This window comes from Ammoniphilus soli (assembly GCF_040813775.1).
Genome location: NZ_JBEGDL010000012.1, coordinates 67,144 through 83,327 on the forward strand (window position 1 = coordinate 67,144; position 16,184 = coordinate 83,327).

The window sequence follows — 16,184 nt, forward strand, 5'->3', positions numbered from 1 at the left end:
TTGCTCTGCTATTTTTTACTGAAGGAAGCTTTTCCTTCTTCAATACAGGTTTGATAGACCTTGGCCATCGCCTGCAGGCGATCATTCACTGTCAGTTTTTGAAAGATACGCGTAATATGATTCTTCACCGTATGTTCACTGATAAACAATTGATCCGAAATCTCTTTATTGCTTAACCCTTTTACGATTAACTCAAATACATCCATTTCCCTCGAAGAAATCGAATATAATTCTTTGGTGTGCTTCAAGGCAAGATCCAGGATTTCTTTATCCATATTGGCTTGATCTTTAGGAACATGGGCGTAACCCCCATCCATTGTCCCTTCTCGTTTTTCAGCTATATTTTCAAAAGAAACTTCCTGACTTTTTGATAAGAAGTCTTCGAACTCCTTGGACGAAACGGGAGGGCTAAAAAGGTAACCTTGAAATTCCTGGCAATTATACTTTCTCAACATATTCAGCTGTTCCTCTGTTTCCACTCCTTCCGCGATCACGGACATCTTTAAGCTGTGTGCTAGTGAAATCATAGTAGATACCAGCGCGGTGCTATCTCCCTGTATATTGGAGATGTCCCGAACGAAGGACTGATCGATCTTTAACGCATGGACAGGAAAACGTCTTAGATAATTCAGGGAAGAGTAGCCCGTCCCAAAATCATCTATGCTTATGCAGATCCCCATCGCTTTTAATTGATTGAGGGTTCGAGTAATGGTCTCTTCATTTCCCATAATGACGGATTCCGTAATTTCTACCTCCAGCAACTCGGGGCTCAATCCAGTTTCAAGGAGAATCCCATGAATGCTGTCACTCAAGCCTTTCTGTAAAAACTGCTGCGCCGAAACATTCACGGCTATGCGAACGGGAGACAGCCCGGCTTTTTGCCACTCCCTGATTTGTTGGCAAACCTCCTTGAGCACCCACTCGCCAATTTCCACAATCTGTCCGGTTTCCTCAGCTAAAGGAATGAATTCTGACGGCAATACCATTCCCCAGCTCGGATGGTTCCAGCGCAATAGCGCCTCAGCACTTCGGATCTGGCCTGAATCCATCTCGACCCGCGGTTGATAAACGAGCACAAACTCCTCCCGTTCGATCGCTTTCCGCAATTCATTCTGCATAATAAAAGTTCTATAAGATTGGATATTCATCCCGGAATGGTACACGTTATATTGATTTTTCCCTTGTTCTTTTGCACGATATAAGGCCGCATCCGCGTTCTTCGTTAGCACAGGGGCATCCTCGCCATCGTATGGGAACACACTGATTCCAATACTTGTTGTTACATATAATTCATAAGCATCGATGTAAAATGGCCTTTTAAAAGCGTCCAATACATGCTCTGCGATTTCGAGCGCGTTCTCCCGATCGGTATCCGGCAAAATTACATTGAACTCATCTCCGCCTACCCTTGCAACCAAATCCCCTTCACGCATACAGGATGCCAGCCTGACAGCAATTTCCTGAAGCATTTTATCCCCAGTGATATGTCCAAGGGAGTCATTGATATATTTGAAACGGTCCATATCCAAATACATCATCGCTAAGGGCTGGTTCTTTTGCTTGGCTTGGTGCAGCCTTTGACTCAGCTCATCGTTAAAAAGCCTTCGATTCGGCAGATCGGTCAAGCCGTCATGATAGGCCATATGGGTAATCATTTCCTCATATTGCTTCTTTTTCGTCACGTCCCGTACGGTACAAGCCACGATGCATTTCCCCTGGACGTATCGTTTTCCGAATTGGATTTCAGCCAGAAATGAAGTGCCATCTGCTCGAGTAGCTTCAATTTCTCTGGAATTATCATAACCCAATATATTTTCTAAATTATTTATCGCTTGAAATGCATCTCGGATATATTTCTGTGATGCTTCACTCCGCAATAATGAAGTTATGTATTGGCCAAGAATCGCTGACTCCTCATAACCAAACATTTTTTCCACAGCAGGGTTTACTTTAAGAATCAAACCCTCTTCATCCAGTATCATCATCGAGTCAATGGATGTTTCGCTAATGACATTGGCTAAAGCCTCAGATACGCGTAGCTTGTCCGTAACGGCAGCCAACTCCGAATAGGCTTTCTTCAGTTCTGTTGTCTTTTCAGCCAGAATATCGGCTTGCTTGGACAGCTTTTGATTCATTTTATAAATTTCTACAAACCCTTCGACTTTCGCCTTTAAAATAATGGGATCAAAAGGCTTCAGGATATAGTCTATAGCCCCAATCGAATAACCGGTAAATATATGCTCCGAATCCATGTTATTCGCGGTGATAAAAAGAATCGGAGTATTTCTTGTTTTTTCGCGAGCCTTAATGATCTTGGCGGTTCCAAAGCCATCTATTCCAGGCATTTGTACGTCTAGTAAGATGGCAGCGAAATCATATTTCAGCAGAGATTTGAGTGCTTCTTCGCCTGATAAAGCCTTGATTAAGTTGTAATCTTCTCTCTCAATAATTGCTTCCAGAGCTAAAAGATTTTCCGGTCGATCGTCCACTAATAAAATATTGATTTTTTCCCCGCTGTCCATGTTAACCTTCTCCACTCCTTTGAATCTCATCTACTATATCTAAAATAGGCGGGCAAAAAACGGACGCTATCCTACTAAAGGGCTATTCAAATATGAATAGCCCTCCGTCTTCACTATTCGGCGGCCTGGCAGTCGTAGTTCATGAAATGACCTTAGACCCATAGCTTTGCGTCCCCACCTTTTGGTACGTTTGCCTTTATCAACAACCTATTTTTTATTTAAGTATATAGTGGATGGACCCTCGGTTCAATGAAGGGAAACAGTTTTAAAGCTGCTAAATAATACCCTGTGTTTTTTCGACAATATTCGGGCGGTGACAGGCACGATCAAAACGATAAAAAGCCGGCATCATTTCTTCCTCCAGCACTCCTGTCATTTCAATATCAATGTCCCCTTTAAATAAAACAATGGCCTTGTCTTCCTTGAGCATTATTTGCCACTCAAACATACCATTTTCTCCCCCATCCTAATGAAAAAGCCAATTCCCTTCTCGATCGATCCGTGCAAAGACATCGTTGTCTGCTGTCAGAAATTGATGCGTTTGATTTCCGATTTGGAGATAGGTTCCTTCCATCACGTACTTTATGCGTATCGTCTGTCCAAAAGGCACATGAATCCTTGTTGGTCTTCCGCCGGGGGTTCCCGCTTCCCCAATATCGGCCCCCAACGCAGCATAAACCTGTCCCCCGCGTACCATGCCGCTTACTTGCAGTCTGCCTCCCGAATGGATTTTCGAATGGATGCACCCTTGATCGATAACGTATACATCGCCGCTGCAATAGATTTCACTGTTTAGCGCATAAGGAATAATGATGCTGGCATCGGATTCTGAAGGGGTGCGGCTCCATTCATCGAGTGCTTTTACCTGTTGGATTAAAGCGGAAAGATCTTTTTGGACACGAAATTGTGTGGGCAGAAACTTCAGGAATCCATTGGATAGCTTGATCACGACTTCCTTAAATCCCTGGTCCAGCCTTTGTTCTTTATCTGCTTTCGCCGTCAAGTCAGACAATTCTTTAACCAGCTTCGGAACCTCACTGAATTTTCGCTCTAGTAAAATACGAATCAACGAGCTTAGTCCCATCCGGGCAAAGTCCGACGTTTTAAAAGCGGCACTTAAATAAAGCTCCTGAATGGCCAAAGCAAGCCCCTCTAATTGGTCCGCTATCTTTCCGAGCAATTGGCCCATATCCTCCAGCAGAAGGTTGCTTTTTCCCGCGGCAAGAGAGCTATTAATCACACTTCCCCGGATCACGATGCGATTTCCGGCTGTAATGATCGCTCGATTGCTCAAACCATGTATGAGGACATCCCCCAGGGCTTCGACGGTCATTCCCTCTTCCGCATTTCCTTGAACCTCGATATCTCCCGAAAAATGCAGATTTCCCGAAGCCAAATCGACATGGGCAGCGTGATATAATCGGGGCACGACGGAAACCCTGGCTACATTCCCCTGGTACTCAATGTGCGGCCTTCCCGAATCCACGGCCACAATTTTCGTCCCGTCTTCGATCAAGTCCGCTCCTTTTCTTGCCTGAACATTCAGTTCCTTCGGCAGGGGTGGCGGAATCATCTCCCCCGTAACCGTCATCCCTGGCTTTCCTGCGGCAGGGGGGTGAACGATCACAATCACCTGGCCTGCATCCACACTGGGAATCGTTTGGATCTCCCGAAAATCCACCCTCCCATTTTCCAATTCCTTTGGTTCGTTTTTCAATAGTTCGGTGTTTACCTTCAATTCCAGCCAACCGTCTTGACCCTGCTCAGGCTCAATCCCTCTGGCAATCTCGAATACACCAGACACCCGGGCTTCACAAGCTTTAAAGACTTCTATCTCTCGTATCCCAGTTTGGATCCCCAACTCCTGCATTCTCTGGACGACCGAAGCGATTTGGAGGTGATTGATGATCTCCTCCTCTTCGGCGAATTCCAGCTTGATATGCGGACTAGGCTCTTGATCCACTAGGGTACGGGTCCGCTTGTACCCCGGCTGGATATGAAGGGTGGCGATCATCTTCCTATCGTCCAATTCGATGGACCAGGTTGTTTCCTTTAGTTCATCGTTTAGATCAACCTTAAACTGGTCTTTTTCCGAGATCACCGTTGGTTGTTTCACGATCTCCCCATTTTTATATAGGGTAATCCCTTTCTTTGGCGTGATCGTAGGATAGTGGGTAGGCGTTTCCTTGCAAAAAATTCTCCCATCCGTGATCCAGGCCTTCCCGATTTCGGTCATCTCCGGCAAGGTGTCCTGAGGTTTAGACGGACTCACCTCCTGATCCTGACTTCGGAGTTGATCCATTGCGGTTTTATCTTCAAGCGATTTTTTTACTAGCCGTACAATGGCTGGTTTAGAGCCGAATATCCCCAGAAACCCTTTCGTCGCATTTTCTATAATCTCAATCTCCACTTCCTGCCTGCGGGCTTCAAGAACCTCCAAACCGATCGTGATGGCTTCGTGGACATCCTTCCCTTTAGAGACAATGACTGAATGGCTCATTCTACCCTCCCTCTCACGATTGAATATAGGTGAATTACATATTCATCTAATCGCGCCTCTGCGTTAATTGGATCTTCTGATATTGAACAATGAGCCTGTCCAAATCCTGGCTGAGCTTGATGACCCTCTCGTCATGCAGGGATTGGACCTCCTTAAAGATTTCCAGCAGTTCACTTTTTTCCTTCTCGATTTCTTTGAACAACTGGAGCAATGGATCCTTCATCGTCTGTCTCTCCTATTCATGGAAAAGTTTAAGGAACCTGCTTTAGCCAATGACGTTTAAATTCCTCCGCTGGGACAGGAGGACTATAGAGATATCCTTGGATCTCATCACATCCTAGTTCGCCTAGGATCTTCAGTTGATCTTCTGTCTCCACTCCCTCAGCCACCACGTTAACTTGAAGATTTCTCGCCAAATCAATGATGGTGGCCGTGATGGCTTGATCCGCCGTATCCGATGTGATGTGTGTGATGAAGGATCGGTCGATTTTTAAAAAGTCAATGGGAAAACACTTAAGATAGCTTAATGAGGAATAGCCTGTACCAAAGTCGTCAATCGATATTTTAAGGCCCATCGATTTTAACTGCTCTATTTTGCACATGGTTTCCTGAACATTCTCAATCATGCAGCTTTCCGTGACTTCCAGCTCCAGCCACTGGGCATCCAGGCCTGTTTCAACCAGTATGTCGCAGATCATGTCTACGAAACCTGAGTTTTGTAATTGCTTTACGGATATATTTACAGCTATGCGAAGAGGGGAATAGCCTGCATCTTGCCATCGCTTGTTCTGTTTGCATACCGTTTGCACTACCCATTTTCCTACCTCCAGGATCAATCCCGACTCCTCGGCTGCTGGAATCATTTCTGCCGGAGCGATCCACCCCTTCTCGGCATGCTTCCATCGCAGCAAGGCTTCAGCACTCACTGCTTGTTTTGAGTCTATATTCACGCGTGGTTGATAATGAAGAGAAAGCTCATCGCATGTCAAAGCTTTTTGAAGATCTCTTTGCAGCGAAAATGGTTCATAGGCTTGTTCATGAAGGATAGGAGTAAAAAATTGAATGTTCTCCCCTCTGTTTTCCTTGGCGCGATACATGGCATTCTCCGCGTTTCTCATCAAGGTTTCTACGTCTTGGGAGCCAACGGGATAGATGCATATTCCCATATGAATATCGATCAAAATTTCGCGATTTTCCAGAACAAAAGGTTTTTCCAGGGCATGAACCATCTTTTCCGCCAGGCTTGCACACTCTTGTAGCCCCTCAATATAGGGAAGCAGGATGGAAAATTCGTCGCTTCCCATGCGAGCCATGGTAGCGTCTTTTGCTATACAACCATTCATCCGATCAACAAAGCTTTTTAATAATGCATCCCCAAAGTGATATCCGTACATATTATTGATGAGCTTAAAGCCCGCCAGATCAAGAAACATCACTCCAAGGATATGCTTTTCCCGATCAGCCACTGCGACTGCACTTTCCAAAAGTTCCTGAAACAGAGTCCGATTGGGCAGGTTGGTTAAGGGATCGTAGAGAGACCTAAACTTTATTTTTTCCTCTGCTTGCTTATGCTCCGTAATATCCGCGGCTGAACCGATCACTTCAAGAACTTTGCTGCCCACTAATACAGGCTGGAAGATACATTCAAGCGTTCTATCGAATAATTTAATCTCCGATTTCATGATTTCTCCCGTGTAGGCCTTATTAACATACTCGTTGAATGATTTGGAAGCCTCTTGCGGGAGTACTTCATTTATCGATTTGCCCATAACTGAACTTGTCATGAAGCCCAGCTCCTTCGCAAGCTGGCCTTCCGCAAAAGTAAAAATAGAAACCCCATCTCTTCTCTTTTTAATCTTAAAAATAAAATGATGTATATAATCCATTATCTGTTTCAGCTCGGAAGGTGCTGGATCTTCTGTCTTACTAGTACAGGACTCCACGACCATGCTTATTCCACTCCATTCTCTCACTTCATAGGCCTAATTAACTAGAATCATTACTTCTATTTTGATGTAAGCAATTGGAAAAATATATCATAATCACCTCCTATTTTTGGTCCTAATATTAAGAAATGAATTAGGAATCCGTTCCTATTGCATGAAGACACAAAGAGAAACTCCCGTTACATAATGCGATTTTCGGGAGTTTCTGACGCCGCACTCCCAAATCATGCTCCTCACCCTCACATTTGGTAAATTCTCTACATTGTATGAAAACTCTTAACCAAATGCCTCCGATGTGTTATCCTTAGTAAGGTTTATTCACAAACTATTCTTAGGACATTTTCCGGAGGGATCTCATAGAAATGAATCGAATATCTACCAAAGACACATTCACCATTGGTCTTATGCTATTTGCTTTATTTTTTGGCGCGGGGAACATGATTTTTCCACCTTCTTTAGGACAAGCAGCGGGAACCAGCCTATGGATCGCGATCCTTGGCTTCCTGGCTACCGGGGTGGGCTTACCCCTTCTGGCCGTTACGGCGATTGCAAGAACCGGCGGGGACTTGCAGGATTTAGCGAGCCGCGTTCACCCGAAGTTTTCTGTGGTCTTTACGCTGGCCATTTACCTGGCTATCGGACCTTTGTTGGCTATACCAAGAACCGGTACAGTTGCTTTTGAGATGGGTGCTGTGCCTTTCCTCCCAGCGGGGCTGAATGCTCAAGGCTGGCCGTTGTTTGTCTATACGTTGGTTTACTTTGGGATCACCTACTGGCTGGCTTTAAATCCATCCAAACTCGTGGCACGGATCGGAAAGCTGCTGACTCCCGTTTTATTAACGGTCATTGCCGTCTTGGTCTTGCGGGCGATTTTCTCCCCATTAGATGAGATCGGCGCTCCCGCGGAGGCTTATGCTGAAGCTCCTTTCTTCAAAGGATTCATCGAAGGCTACTTTACCTTGGATGCGCTGGCTGCCCTCGTTTTCGGGATTGTGGTCATTTCCGCGGTACAAGGTCAGGGCGTAACCGACCGACGAACGTTGACCGCCGCGACAATCAAAGCAGCGGTGATCGCCGCGACTGGACTAGGTCTGGTTTATGTATCTTTAGGGTACGTAGGGGCGATTAGCTTGTCCCTTACGGGTCCGTCCAGCAACGGGGGAGAAATCCTTTCGGCTGTCGTTCGCCACTTGCTTGGCACGTCGGGTTCTGTTTTGCTCGGTGTGGCGATCACGCTCGCTTGCTTGACCACATCGGTCGGGCTGGTCACTGCCTGCGGAGAGTATTTCGCGAAACTTTGGCCGAAGGTATCCTACCGGACTTTTATTATCGGTTTAGCCTTATTCAGTATGGCCTTAGCGAACATGGGGCTTACTCAGATCCTCGCGTTCTCGGTCCCTGTATTGATGGGCCTTTATCCGATTGCCATGACGTTGATTGCCCTGTCTTTCATCAGCGGGCTTGCTAGGGCTAGAAAAGTGTATGTCGGCGCCATGATCGGAACTGCGATCGTGAGCATCGTCGATGCCTTGAAAACAGCGGGCTTAAACATGGAGCCTGTAGTTGCCCTTTACAGTGGGCTTCCTCTTTATGACTTGGGGTTAGGCTGGATCCTTCCTGCTGTAATCGGCGGTTCGATTGGATATGTACTGGAAAAAGGAAAGAGACAAGAGGAACAAGTAGAACGGAAGGTTTCTTAATCAGAATAGGAGGGTGTCCTAAAAAGCTAGGCTTTTGGGACACCCTTTTTGCTTTGGATGGGAAAAAGGGGTGGTAGGTCCATTTTTCTATTCCCGTGTTGAGTAGGTGGAGTTGCGACTCTTAAACTCAAAATCAAACCAAATAAAGCCGAAATAGCGGGAAATTGTCCATCTAATACAGCTTAACCCCATCATTTTGCTCGTTTTACCGCCAGTAGTGGGCGTTTTTCCATCTACACGCAAGAAAAGAGAGTGATCTGGAGGTTTAATGGGCGAATCTCCACTTACTTCAAGTCCATACACAACAAAAACCCAACTTCGTCTGGTGGCTAGACAGCCAGGCAAAGTTGGGTTTTTATTTTTTCTCAATAGAGCGGTCCTCATGAAACTCCCCTTCTATGAAGCTCTCGTTGCTTCAGAATCCACCCATGCATGCCATATTCAACAATTCCCAGGGATATTCCCACCGCTGCCGCTCCCGGAAGAGTCACCAGGTTGCCGGGATAGACAAAGGGCAGCAGCCAGGTGACGGCCGTCATAAAGAAGCTCCCTTGAATGGTCGCTTTGGTATTGCCGAACATCGGGAGAATGGTTTCGTCAGCTACCAGGCCCATGAGGATATATAACGTACTGAGAAAGGCCGCGGGGACCCACGAAGAATATTGAATTTCAGTAGGCAGGATGATTGCCGCTCCAAATAAAATAGTTGGGAATAAAAGCAGTTTATAGATCAGATTCACGGTTACACGGTTATGTAGGTTCAAATTCGCAATCCATCCTCTCTTATTCTTCATTCTCGACAAACTCTCTTTCCTTCATGCGAAAATTGTCAATCGAAAGTTGTTTACCTACCAAATTTTTGTAATTTATAATGAATTTTGTTACCTCATGGGAAGGAGCACCATTTATGAAGAGAATATTGTCTCTTATCCTGGTCTTATGCCTTTTGGCCGGAGGAAGTTCGGTCTGGGCAGCGGAGACCAGCGATCAGTTAATCATTATCAACAAAGCAACGAACAAGCTGGCCTTTTATCAAGAGGGGAAATTGATCAAAACATTTCCTGTCGCAACCGGCAAAAAACAAACCTTCACCCCCGAAGGAACCTTTAAAATCGTCAATAAGATTAAAAATCGGCCTTATTATACAGGAAAGATTGCAGGAGGCGATCCCCGAAATCCGCTCGGTGACCGCTGGCTGGGGCTGAACGCCCGGGGAACCCGGGGTGATACCTATGGCCTCCACGGCAATAATAACGAAAAGTCGATCGGCAGCTATGTTTCCTTAGGTTGCGTGCGGATGCACAATAAAGATGTGCGCTGGCTGTTTGATCAAGTAAAAGTGAACACGACCGTCATCATCGCGAATTCCAAGTCTTCTTTTGCAGAAATTGCGAAATCCAAGAACTTTACAGTGGAAGCCGCTCCTGCGGCCAAACCTGTCGCGAAACCCGTTTCGAGTTTCCCTTTGGAAAAAGTGGACGTTCGCTTAACGCTTACGAGAAACGCAAAGCTCTATAATAAAGCTGATGCCGATCCTACTCCTTACGTTCTCGCTCCGCAATCGATTCAGGCTGTGGAAAAGCAATCCGACTGGTACCGCGTAAAAACCTGGGCAGGCGAGCTTTGGATCAAGTCCGATCAAACCATCGTGGGAGACATCCTCCCTGTTGAAAAGAAAATCACCATTGGGAAAACCGTGCCGATTTTTGAGCAGCCTTTTACAACCAGCTCGAAGAAAGGATCTTTATCTCCTCAAGTGGTAGTCGCTTTCGAGGAATGGAATGGCTGGTATCGCATCCACACCACCTGGGCCGGAGACGTTTGGTTCCACGGAAAGACGGGAGCGGTGACGGTGGAGGAAGTAACGAAGGTTGTGGAGGAAAAGGTGGATTCGTCGGAAGAAGCTGGTTCTGTTGAGGTGGATTCTGCTGAAACGGGTTCTGCTGAGGATCATTCTGTAGAAGCTGGTCTGGAAGTCGCTCCTTTAGAAGTCACGCCTTCGGAATTGGTTCCTCCTCAGGAGTCAGAGGAAGTGGTAGTTGAATAGTGGGATTTGGGTAGAGCGGAGGTTACTTCGCTCTTTTTTTATTGGATGTAGGTTGATCTCGGACCTGGCGGTTGATGTTTTTTCAAAGTTGCTCACGAACTGGACCGTTTTGGTTACAAAAAAGCAATTATACTTACAATCCTGACATGATTATAAATAAATCAGCTCAAATACTCCCAAGCTAGCCTACTTTACTCACGATCTAGTAGCCATTACAGATAACCGAGTTCAAAGTGAGTTCATTCCGTCTCATCCCCCTTCTTGGTCGGATCATACTCACGATTTTTTGAAAATACTCACAAATGGGATCAGTTTTGTCACGAACCGAGGGCCCTAATTCACAAAGCTAAAACAATTACAAATAAACCAGCTTAAATACTCACCAAACAGACCACTATTCTCACGATCCAGCAGCCATTACAGATAGACCAGTTCCTAAGCTAGCTCAACCCTTCCCATCCCCCCTCTTGACCGGATCATACTCACGAATCCTCAGAAATACTCACGAGTGGGATCGGATTGGTCACGAATCGAGGCTTAAACTTACAAACCCAACATGAATACACTAAAACTAGACCTCAACCAGATCTTCCGAGACTAAGAAATAAACGCCCATTATTCAGCACCCCCCATTACAAACATACAATTAGCCCCTATCCATCAAGGATCGGGGCTAATTTTGTCCATTGACGATCTCAAACAGGGCTCTCAAGCCTCCTCCAGCGACCATACTCACATATTTTAATATTCCAAAAGTTTGATTTTTATTGTAGTCCCTACAAGTACCCTACCCTCGGGCTATGCCCCTGAACCAGCCCTCTCTGGCCTATGCCTTCTTCCCGCCAGAAAAGTTCACCTCTACCATGATCGAATGGCTTTTTCTCGTTTCACAGATATTGCACACATGCAACGTTTCGCTGAGGTACTCCTTTAATTCGCGTCCGCATTCGATACAGTATTGGCTTTTCATGTCTATCCCTCCACTTTTTCTTGTTATGACCTTTATTATATGCAAGAGGGATGCCAATGTTACAAATCCTATAAAACCGGTGCGAAACATAATAAAAAATCCTCTTCGAAGCCTTTTCAAGGAAGCCAGACCGCCTGTAGAGTAAGCTTTTCATGCGTTTAAGAAAGTTTGTTCCCTTTATTGCTTGAGTGAACTTAAACTTTCTTAAACAGTAAAGAATGCCCAACATTCGGCACTAAGCCGAATATTGGGCACTTATCATGATACTTGCCGCTGGAGACGACGGACTTCTTTGCGTTTGCGATAAAGGACCAAGAACGCATAAACCAATCCATAGCAAAGGATCGCAAATCCCAGACCGTCCAAGGCGCTGCCGGTGAGGAACACGAGTCCATTTTCCTTGAGGGATTGAATGGAGAAAAACGGCTGTGTGCTAGCGGTATACGAGGCTTCCAGGTCCAGCAGCATGGCGCCGACTTTGTAATTGAGTACGAGGAAAAACGGAACGATGAACTTCCCTAAGGTAAACCCAATCAGCGATACCGGGAAGGAGCCTCGGCACAGCCGGATCAAGGGATAAAGCAACAGAAAAGCTAGTCCCATTGTTGGCAAGGTAATAAACTCGATAAACATCCCGATCGCAAAGCTTCTGGCAACCAAAGAAGAGGCTCCTTTGTTGCGGACCAGCTTGAGATACTCCAATTTTATTCTTCTAGCCCATTTTCTGAACATGTCTCATCGCCTTCCCACTCCAAGGTTCTCTTCTTACTATAACGCTTTCTTTCGCTTATGAAAATGGAAGAATGGGGAAACCTAAGAACGTTAATGCTGATTTTTTAAGGAGTGTTGATTGATGTTTCATTTGTGGATAAAAGGTATTCTCTGCTTGGTCTTTCTGTTCCTGTTCTCAGGCTGCGGCGCTCAAACGGTGCCGAATGACCACTCCTTTATTGTAAACCAACTCTCAGGCACCACGCGAACTTCCTTTAACGGGGAAATGCTACGTACCCGCAGCTATGACGGAGTCCGGGATTATACGGATGACAATGTGTCCATCTTTGTGACGGATGAACGGGGAGAAACGATTATGCTAAACAGCAATCCTCCGCGCTAAAGGGTCAACCCCTTTAGCCTCCCGCGCCACTCCACCCCCCTCTCTTGACCTTCTATATTTTTTCCCCATTCTAGCAGATAATTCCCCCTTTCCTGGCATATAAATGGGTTGAGACATGCTTAGGGAGGTGATTCCACGATTGTTAAAACGCCGTCGCAGCGGCCAGCTGAGTCAGTTTGGGTTGTTGAGCTTCGCTGCCCTGCTTGTCGCTCTCCTCATCACCTATTTTTTTCCGGCTGCCTCCCCTTCTACGCCAGAGGAGGTCGACTCGCCTGAGGCCGTCGTGAAGCAATTCTATACGTATGAGCAAAGCGGAGACTTTGGAAGCTCATGGGAGCTTTTTCACCCCCTGATGAAGGAGCGTTTTGCGAAACAAACCTATATTCAGCAGCGCGCTCATGTATTTATGCAGGATTTTGGGGTCCAAACGTTTGAATTTGAACTGGGTGACGCGGTTTTGGTTTCCGATTGGAAAATGAGTCCGGAAGCTCCCTTGATGCCGGAAGCCTTTAAAATTCCCGTCACGCTTTCTTATCAAAGCGTCTATGGAGACTTTATCATTCAGCAGGATGTTTTTGTTGCCCAGCAAGAGGACAAATACCTCCTGATGTGGCCTTACAGTCGACAAAAGTAGTGCTTTTTCAACGAAGGGGAAAATAACCACTTTGCAGAATATTTAGATATATCATAGCAAAGGGGATGGTGTCAGATGATCCAAAATATGATTCAGAAAATGATTCAAACGAAGCAGCAAGTAAAGGTTTACTATCTGCTTGGGCAAGCGGGGCATGCTTCTACGACGGGAATCATTACGGGGTATGGAGCCGAAAATGACGCGATTACGCTTGTCCATTCTCAGCCCCATGTCCCTCCTTCGTTAATCCCGATGGCTTCGATCCATTCCATTATAGCTTCCGAGTGACTGGCGGAAGCTTTTTTTCTATGATGGCATGTTTGATCAATCGCGCTCGGTGCGCTTTTTTTCGCTGCATGAACTCTTTTTTCACCTGCTTCGTGATGCTCAGGGGCAGCCCGGCCTCCTGAGCGCTTCGTTTCATGGACCGCTCAATCTGGTCAAATTGCGTGTCCACTGCATTCCCCAATTGCACCATCAGCCAGAGGTGATGGGCCAGGTTCCCGTGTTCTTGCGTATACACAATGAGTTCGGATAATTCTCGGATATATTCATTTTCTATATACAGCAGCTGGGGCAAATATTTTGCTTGCAGTCGGTGGTACCCTTGGGGTGCCACTAAGCTTCCCGCCTGAACACTGATGCCGTCAGTTTGAACGGTCCCTTGAGCGAAAAAAGGCGTCGGAGGGCCCTTTGATGTGAAAAAGGTCAGCCCGTAAAAAAGCGGGACAAGCAGTACAAAGGAAAAAACCAGGCGGCGCTGGATTCGGATTCGACCTTGACGAATTTGCGAAACATGCGCTGCAACAGGAAAAATCAATCCCAACGCAATCCCGGCGAGATTGGCCACAGCGTCCAGATACTCGGTATCGCGGTTCAGGTCAAAAAATTGCCGATACTCCTCCAACACGCTGATCAACAGCAGGCCAAGCGCAATCCATAAGAGCCTCGGCAGGGCGCGGGTGCGCGGGGACAGCCTGCAGGCGATGCTTCCCAGGACCAACGCGAGCATTCCATAGAACAAAACATGATAGATTTTATCGATTCCAATCATGGCGTAGAATGTCACCTCTACGTCCAGTATAGCCAAGCTTGCCCGGTCCGTATCCTTATGGAAGAATCACAATATTGGTCGTGACCGGGCGCTCTTTCCCGTCGGACGGCCGATTGCGCAGCTTCCCGTCATAATAGAACGCACTCGAGCCCCCTCCATCGAGGTTGTAGGCATCCCTTACTTTAAACTCCAGCAGCTTTTGCTGGGCCTCTTCCAAGGTCACCCCTTCACTCCATCCTTTTCTCCGCCCATCAATGACGATGAGGAGCAAGTCCCCGTTGGAAAAGTGGCCAATCAGCGTTCTCGGCTGCTTTTTGTTTGCCCAATCTTTCGGAATCGGCATCTTTTTCCCTCCTTCGAGAAGGGTAGGAAGAAAGCTTGCCCCCTGCAGGATGCCCATCTTGTCCAATTGTTCCCTCGACTTGATCTTCCCGCCAACCAATCTTCCCTGTTGGTTAAAGCCGACAAAGCTTAGCGTTGCCGTCGTGGAAAAGGTCTTGACCTGGCCATCCACCACGGTGATGCCCAAAGGAACCGATTTCCCGCTGGCATTGTTCATGAAGCCTCCGGCGTTGATCGCCAGAACGGCCTGCTTTCTTCGCGCTGCCTGGCTCGTCGTTTCGCCTTTGCTTGCGATGGAGTCGTTGGCGAGTACTACTTTCAACGCATTCGGGTCGTGCAGCTTCACCTTCGCCATATACCCCTTATATCCGGACTCCTCCAATGAAAATACTTTGACCGTGGCCCGTTTGCCGAAGGTTTGTCCGATCGGTTCGCCCAGCATGTTGGTAAGGATTTGGTCTAAGACATCCTCGCTTTTCTTCGTCTGGGACTGGCTCGTTTCGATAAGTTGAGCTAATTTCTCGTGCTGGGCCTCGAAGACCTTTTTATCTTCTTCCGCACCCGTTTGAATGTTCGAGATAATGTCCTGGGATCCCTGGATCTGCTGCTGCAGGGGCTCCATTTGCTTCGCCAGCGGCTCGACCGGAAGCGCTAGGGCCGTGGCATCTTCCAAGACAAACGGATTCTGCTCTTGAAACGCCAGGAAAAATCCTAACAAGGGGGCCAGCAAAAATAAAAAGAACGCATGAACCTTAGTGAACACGAGCCGCTTCCTCCAATTGCTTCAAGGACGTCTTCAGTTGATTCAATTGGCTGTCGAGCAAGGCCATCCGCTCCTGCAGGGCCGTTTTCGTTTGATTCGACCCATTCAGCGTCTCATCGGCAAAAGCCAATTCTTCCTTGATTAAACCCAGCTCTTCATGAACTTTGAGCAGCTCCGTCTGCAAAAGGGTAACCTGCTGTTGGTTTTGCTGCTTGATTTCATTTAATTGCTGATCCACATAAAGGCGCGTTTCCTGTATATATTGGTTGGCCAAGTAGTACCCTCCATAAAGCAATCCTCCCCAAACGGCGACCACCAGGGTGACCAGCAGAATTTGGATGGCCAATCGCTTCTTTTCCCTTCTTCGATCCGTTGCCGCAGATGGTTTCGTGACGGTTGAAAGTTCGGTTATCGTTTCCATCGTTTCCTTCACATCCTTTATTCCTATGAAAATTCCAGTGTCTAGTATAGCATAGGAAACGAAAAACAGCCTCCCCATTAACCAGGAAAGCTGTCCATTCAACTTCTTAACCCTTCCGTTCACAAGAAGTTCAGAAAAAATCTACCAATTTGTGTCTTCGCGAATAGGATA

The 16,184-nt window shown here is 46.6% G+C and carries 17 protein-coding genes and 1 riboswitch; of the genes, 5 read left to right on the top strand and 12 right to left on the bottom strand.

Annotation, left to right across the window (positions count from 1 at the left end; all coding sequences use genetic code 11):
- Positions 1–8: 8 nt before the first annotated feature.
- The 5 genes from ABLT31_RS21425 to ABLT31_RS21445 form a co-directional block, all read right to left on the bottom strand.
- Positions 9–2,522 carry an EAL domain-containing protein gene (locus tag ABLT31_RS21425; protein WP_367755499.1) on the bottom strand — a complete coding sequence of 838 codons (2,514 nt, stop codon included), beginning with the start codon at positions 2,520–2,522 and terminating at the stop codon, positions 9–11.
- A gap of 116 nt (positions 2,523–2,638) precedes the next feature.
- Positions 2,639–2,727, bottom strand: a riboswitch (cyclic di-GMP riboswitch).
- Between the two features lie 69 nt (positions 2,728–2,796).
- Positions 2,797–2,970 carry a hypothetical protein gene (locus ABLT31_RS21430; RefSeq protein ID WP_367755501.1) on the bottom strand — a complete coding sequence of 58 codons (174 nt, stop codon included), beginning with the start codon at positions 2,968–2,970 and terminating at the stop codon, positions 2,797–2,799.
- A gap of 18 nt (positions 2,971–2,988) precedes the next feature.
- Entirely contained in the window at positions 2,989–5,022 is a 2,034-nt protein-coding gene (locus ABLT31_RS21435) for a flagellar assembly protein A (protein ID WP_367755503.1), read from the bottom strand.
- A 46-nt stretch (positions 5,023–5,068) separates the two neighbouring features.
- The gene (locus tag ABLT31_RS21440) at positions 5,069–5,245 is read right to left on the bottom strand and encodes an aspartyl-phosphate phosphatase Spo0E family protein (protein ID WP_367755505.1); all 177 of its coding nucleotides are present in this window, start codon (positions 5,243–5,245) and stop codon (positions 5,069–5,071) included.
- Between the two features lie 28 nt (positions 5,246–5,273).
- On the bottom strand, positions 5,274–6,995 hold the full coding sequence (locus ABLT31_RS21445; RefSeq protein ID WP_367755507.1) for a sensor domain-containing protein: 1,722 nt from the start codon (positions 6,993–6,995) through the stop codon (positions 5,274–5,276).
- A 335-nt stretch (positions 6,996–7,330) separates the two neighbouring features.
- Between ABLT31_RS21445 and brnQ the strand changes: the two genes are divergently transcribed.
- Positions 7,331–8,668: a branched-chain amino acid transport system II carrier protein gene (gene brnQ / locus ABLT31_RS21450; RefSeq protein WP_367755509.1), complete on the top strand. Its 1,338-nt coding sequence runs from the start codon at positions 7,331–7,333 to the stop codon at positions 8,666–8,668.
- Positions 8,669–8,755: 87 nt separating this feature from the next.
- Here brnQ and ABLT31_RS21455 read toward each other — a convergent pair whose 3' ends face one another.
- Positions 8,756–9,052, bottom strand: coding sequence for a hypothetical protein (locus tag ABLT31_RS21455; RefSeq protein WP_367755511.1), 297 nt, complete (start codon positions 9,050–9,052; stop codon positions 8,756–8,758).
- Positions 9,049–9,462: a DUF2512 family protein gene (locus ABLT31_RS21460; protein WP_367755513.1), complete on the bottom strand. Its 414-nt coding sequence runs from the start codon at positions 9,460–9,462 to the stop codon at positions 9,049–9,051. The genes ABLT31_RS21455 and ABLT31_RS21460 overlap by 4 nt, the downstream gene beginning before the upstream one ends.
- Positions 9,463–9,575: 113 nt before the next feature.
- On the opposite strand from ABLT31_RS21460, the gene ABLT31_RS21465 reads away from it, so the two are divergent.
- Positions 9,576–10,715 (top strand): L,D-transpeptidase, encoded by a 1,140-nt coding sequence (locus ABLT31_RS21465; protein ID WP_367755515.1) that lies wholly within the window; start codon positions 9,576–9,578, stop codon positions 10,713–10,715.
- Between the two features lie 826 nt (positions 10,716–11,541).
- Here the strand turns inward: ABLT31_RS21465 and ABLT31_RS21470 are convergent.
- Entirely contained in the window at positions 11,542–11,685 is a 144-nt protein-coding gene (locus ABLT31_RS21470; protein WP_367755517.1) for a hypothetical protein, read from the bottom strand.
- A 258-nt stretch (positions 11,686–11,943) separates the two neighbouring features.
- The gene (locus ABLT31_RS21475) at positions 11,944–12,417 is read right to left on the bottom strand and encodes a DUF2062 domain-containing protein (protein WP_367755519.1); all 474 of its coding nucleotides are present in this window, start codon (positions 12,415–12,417) and stop codon (positions 11,944–11,946) included.
- A 121-nt stretch (positions 12,418–12,538) separates the two neighbouring features.
- Between ABLT31_RS21475 and ABLT31_RS21480 the strand changes: the two genes are divergently transcribed.
- The 3 genes from ABLT31_RS21480 to ABLT31_RS21490 all read left to right on the top strand — a co-directional run bounded on the left by ABLT31_RS21480 (position 12,539) and on the right by ABLT31_RS21490 (position 13,721).
- A complete protein-coding gene (locus ABLT31_RS21480; RefSeq protein WP_367755521.1) occupies positions 12,539–12,799 on the top strand; it encodes a hypothetical protein in 261 nt (86 codons plus the stop codon).
- A gap of 139 nt (positions 12,800–12,938) precedes the next feature.
- Positions 12,939–13,433, top strand: coding sequence for a hypothetical protein (locus ABLT31_RS21485; protein ID WP_367755523.1), 495 nt, complete (start codon positions 12,939–12,941; stop codon positions 13,431–13,433).
- A gap of 75 nt (positions 13,434–13,508) precedes the next feature.
- Positions 13,509–13,721, top strand: coding sequence for a hypothetical protein (locus ABLT31_RS21490; protein WP_367755525.1), 213 nt, complete (start codon positions 13,509–13,511; stop codon positions 13,719–13,721).
- Here the strand turns inward: ABLT31_RS21490 and ABLT31_RS21495 are convergent.
- From ABLT31_RS21495 to ABLT31_RS21505, 3 genes are read right to left on the bottom strand one after another with little or no spacing between them, the layout of a single operon-like run.
- On the bottom strand, positions 13,705–14,523 hold the full coding sequence (locus ABLT31_RS21495) for a VanZ family protein (protein ID WP_367755527.1): 819 nt from the start codon (positions 14,521–14,523) through the stop codon (positions 13,705–13,707). The genes ABLT31_RS21490 and ABLT31_RS21495 overlap by 17 nt on opposite strands.
- A gap of 19 nt (positions 14,524–14,542) precedes the next feature.
- Positions 14,543–15,592, bottom strand: coding sequence for a phosphodiester glycosidase family protein (locus ABLT31_RS21500; protein ID WP_367755529.1), 1,050 nt, complete (start codon positions 15,590–15,592; stop codon positions 14,543–14,545).
- Complete coding sequence (locus ABLT31_RS21505) at positions 15,582–16,136, bottom strand: hypothetical protein (RefSeq protein WP_367755530.1); 555 nt, start codon at positions 16,134–16,136, stop codon at positions 15,582–15,584. The genes ABLT31_RS21500 and ABLT31_RS21505 overlap by 11 nt, the downstream gene beginning before the upstream one ends.
- Between the last annotated feature and the right edge of the window lie 48 nt (positions 16,137–16,184).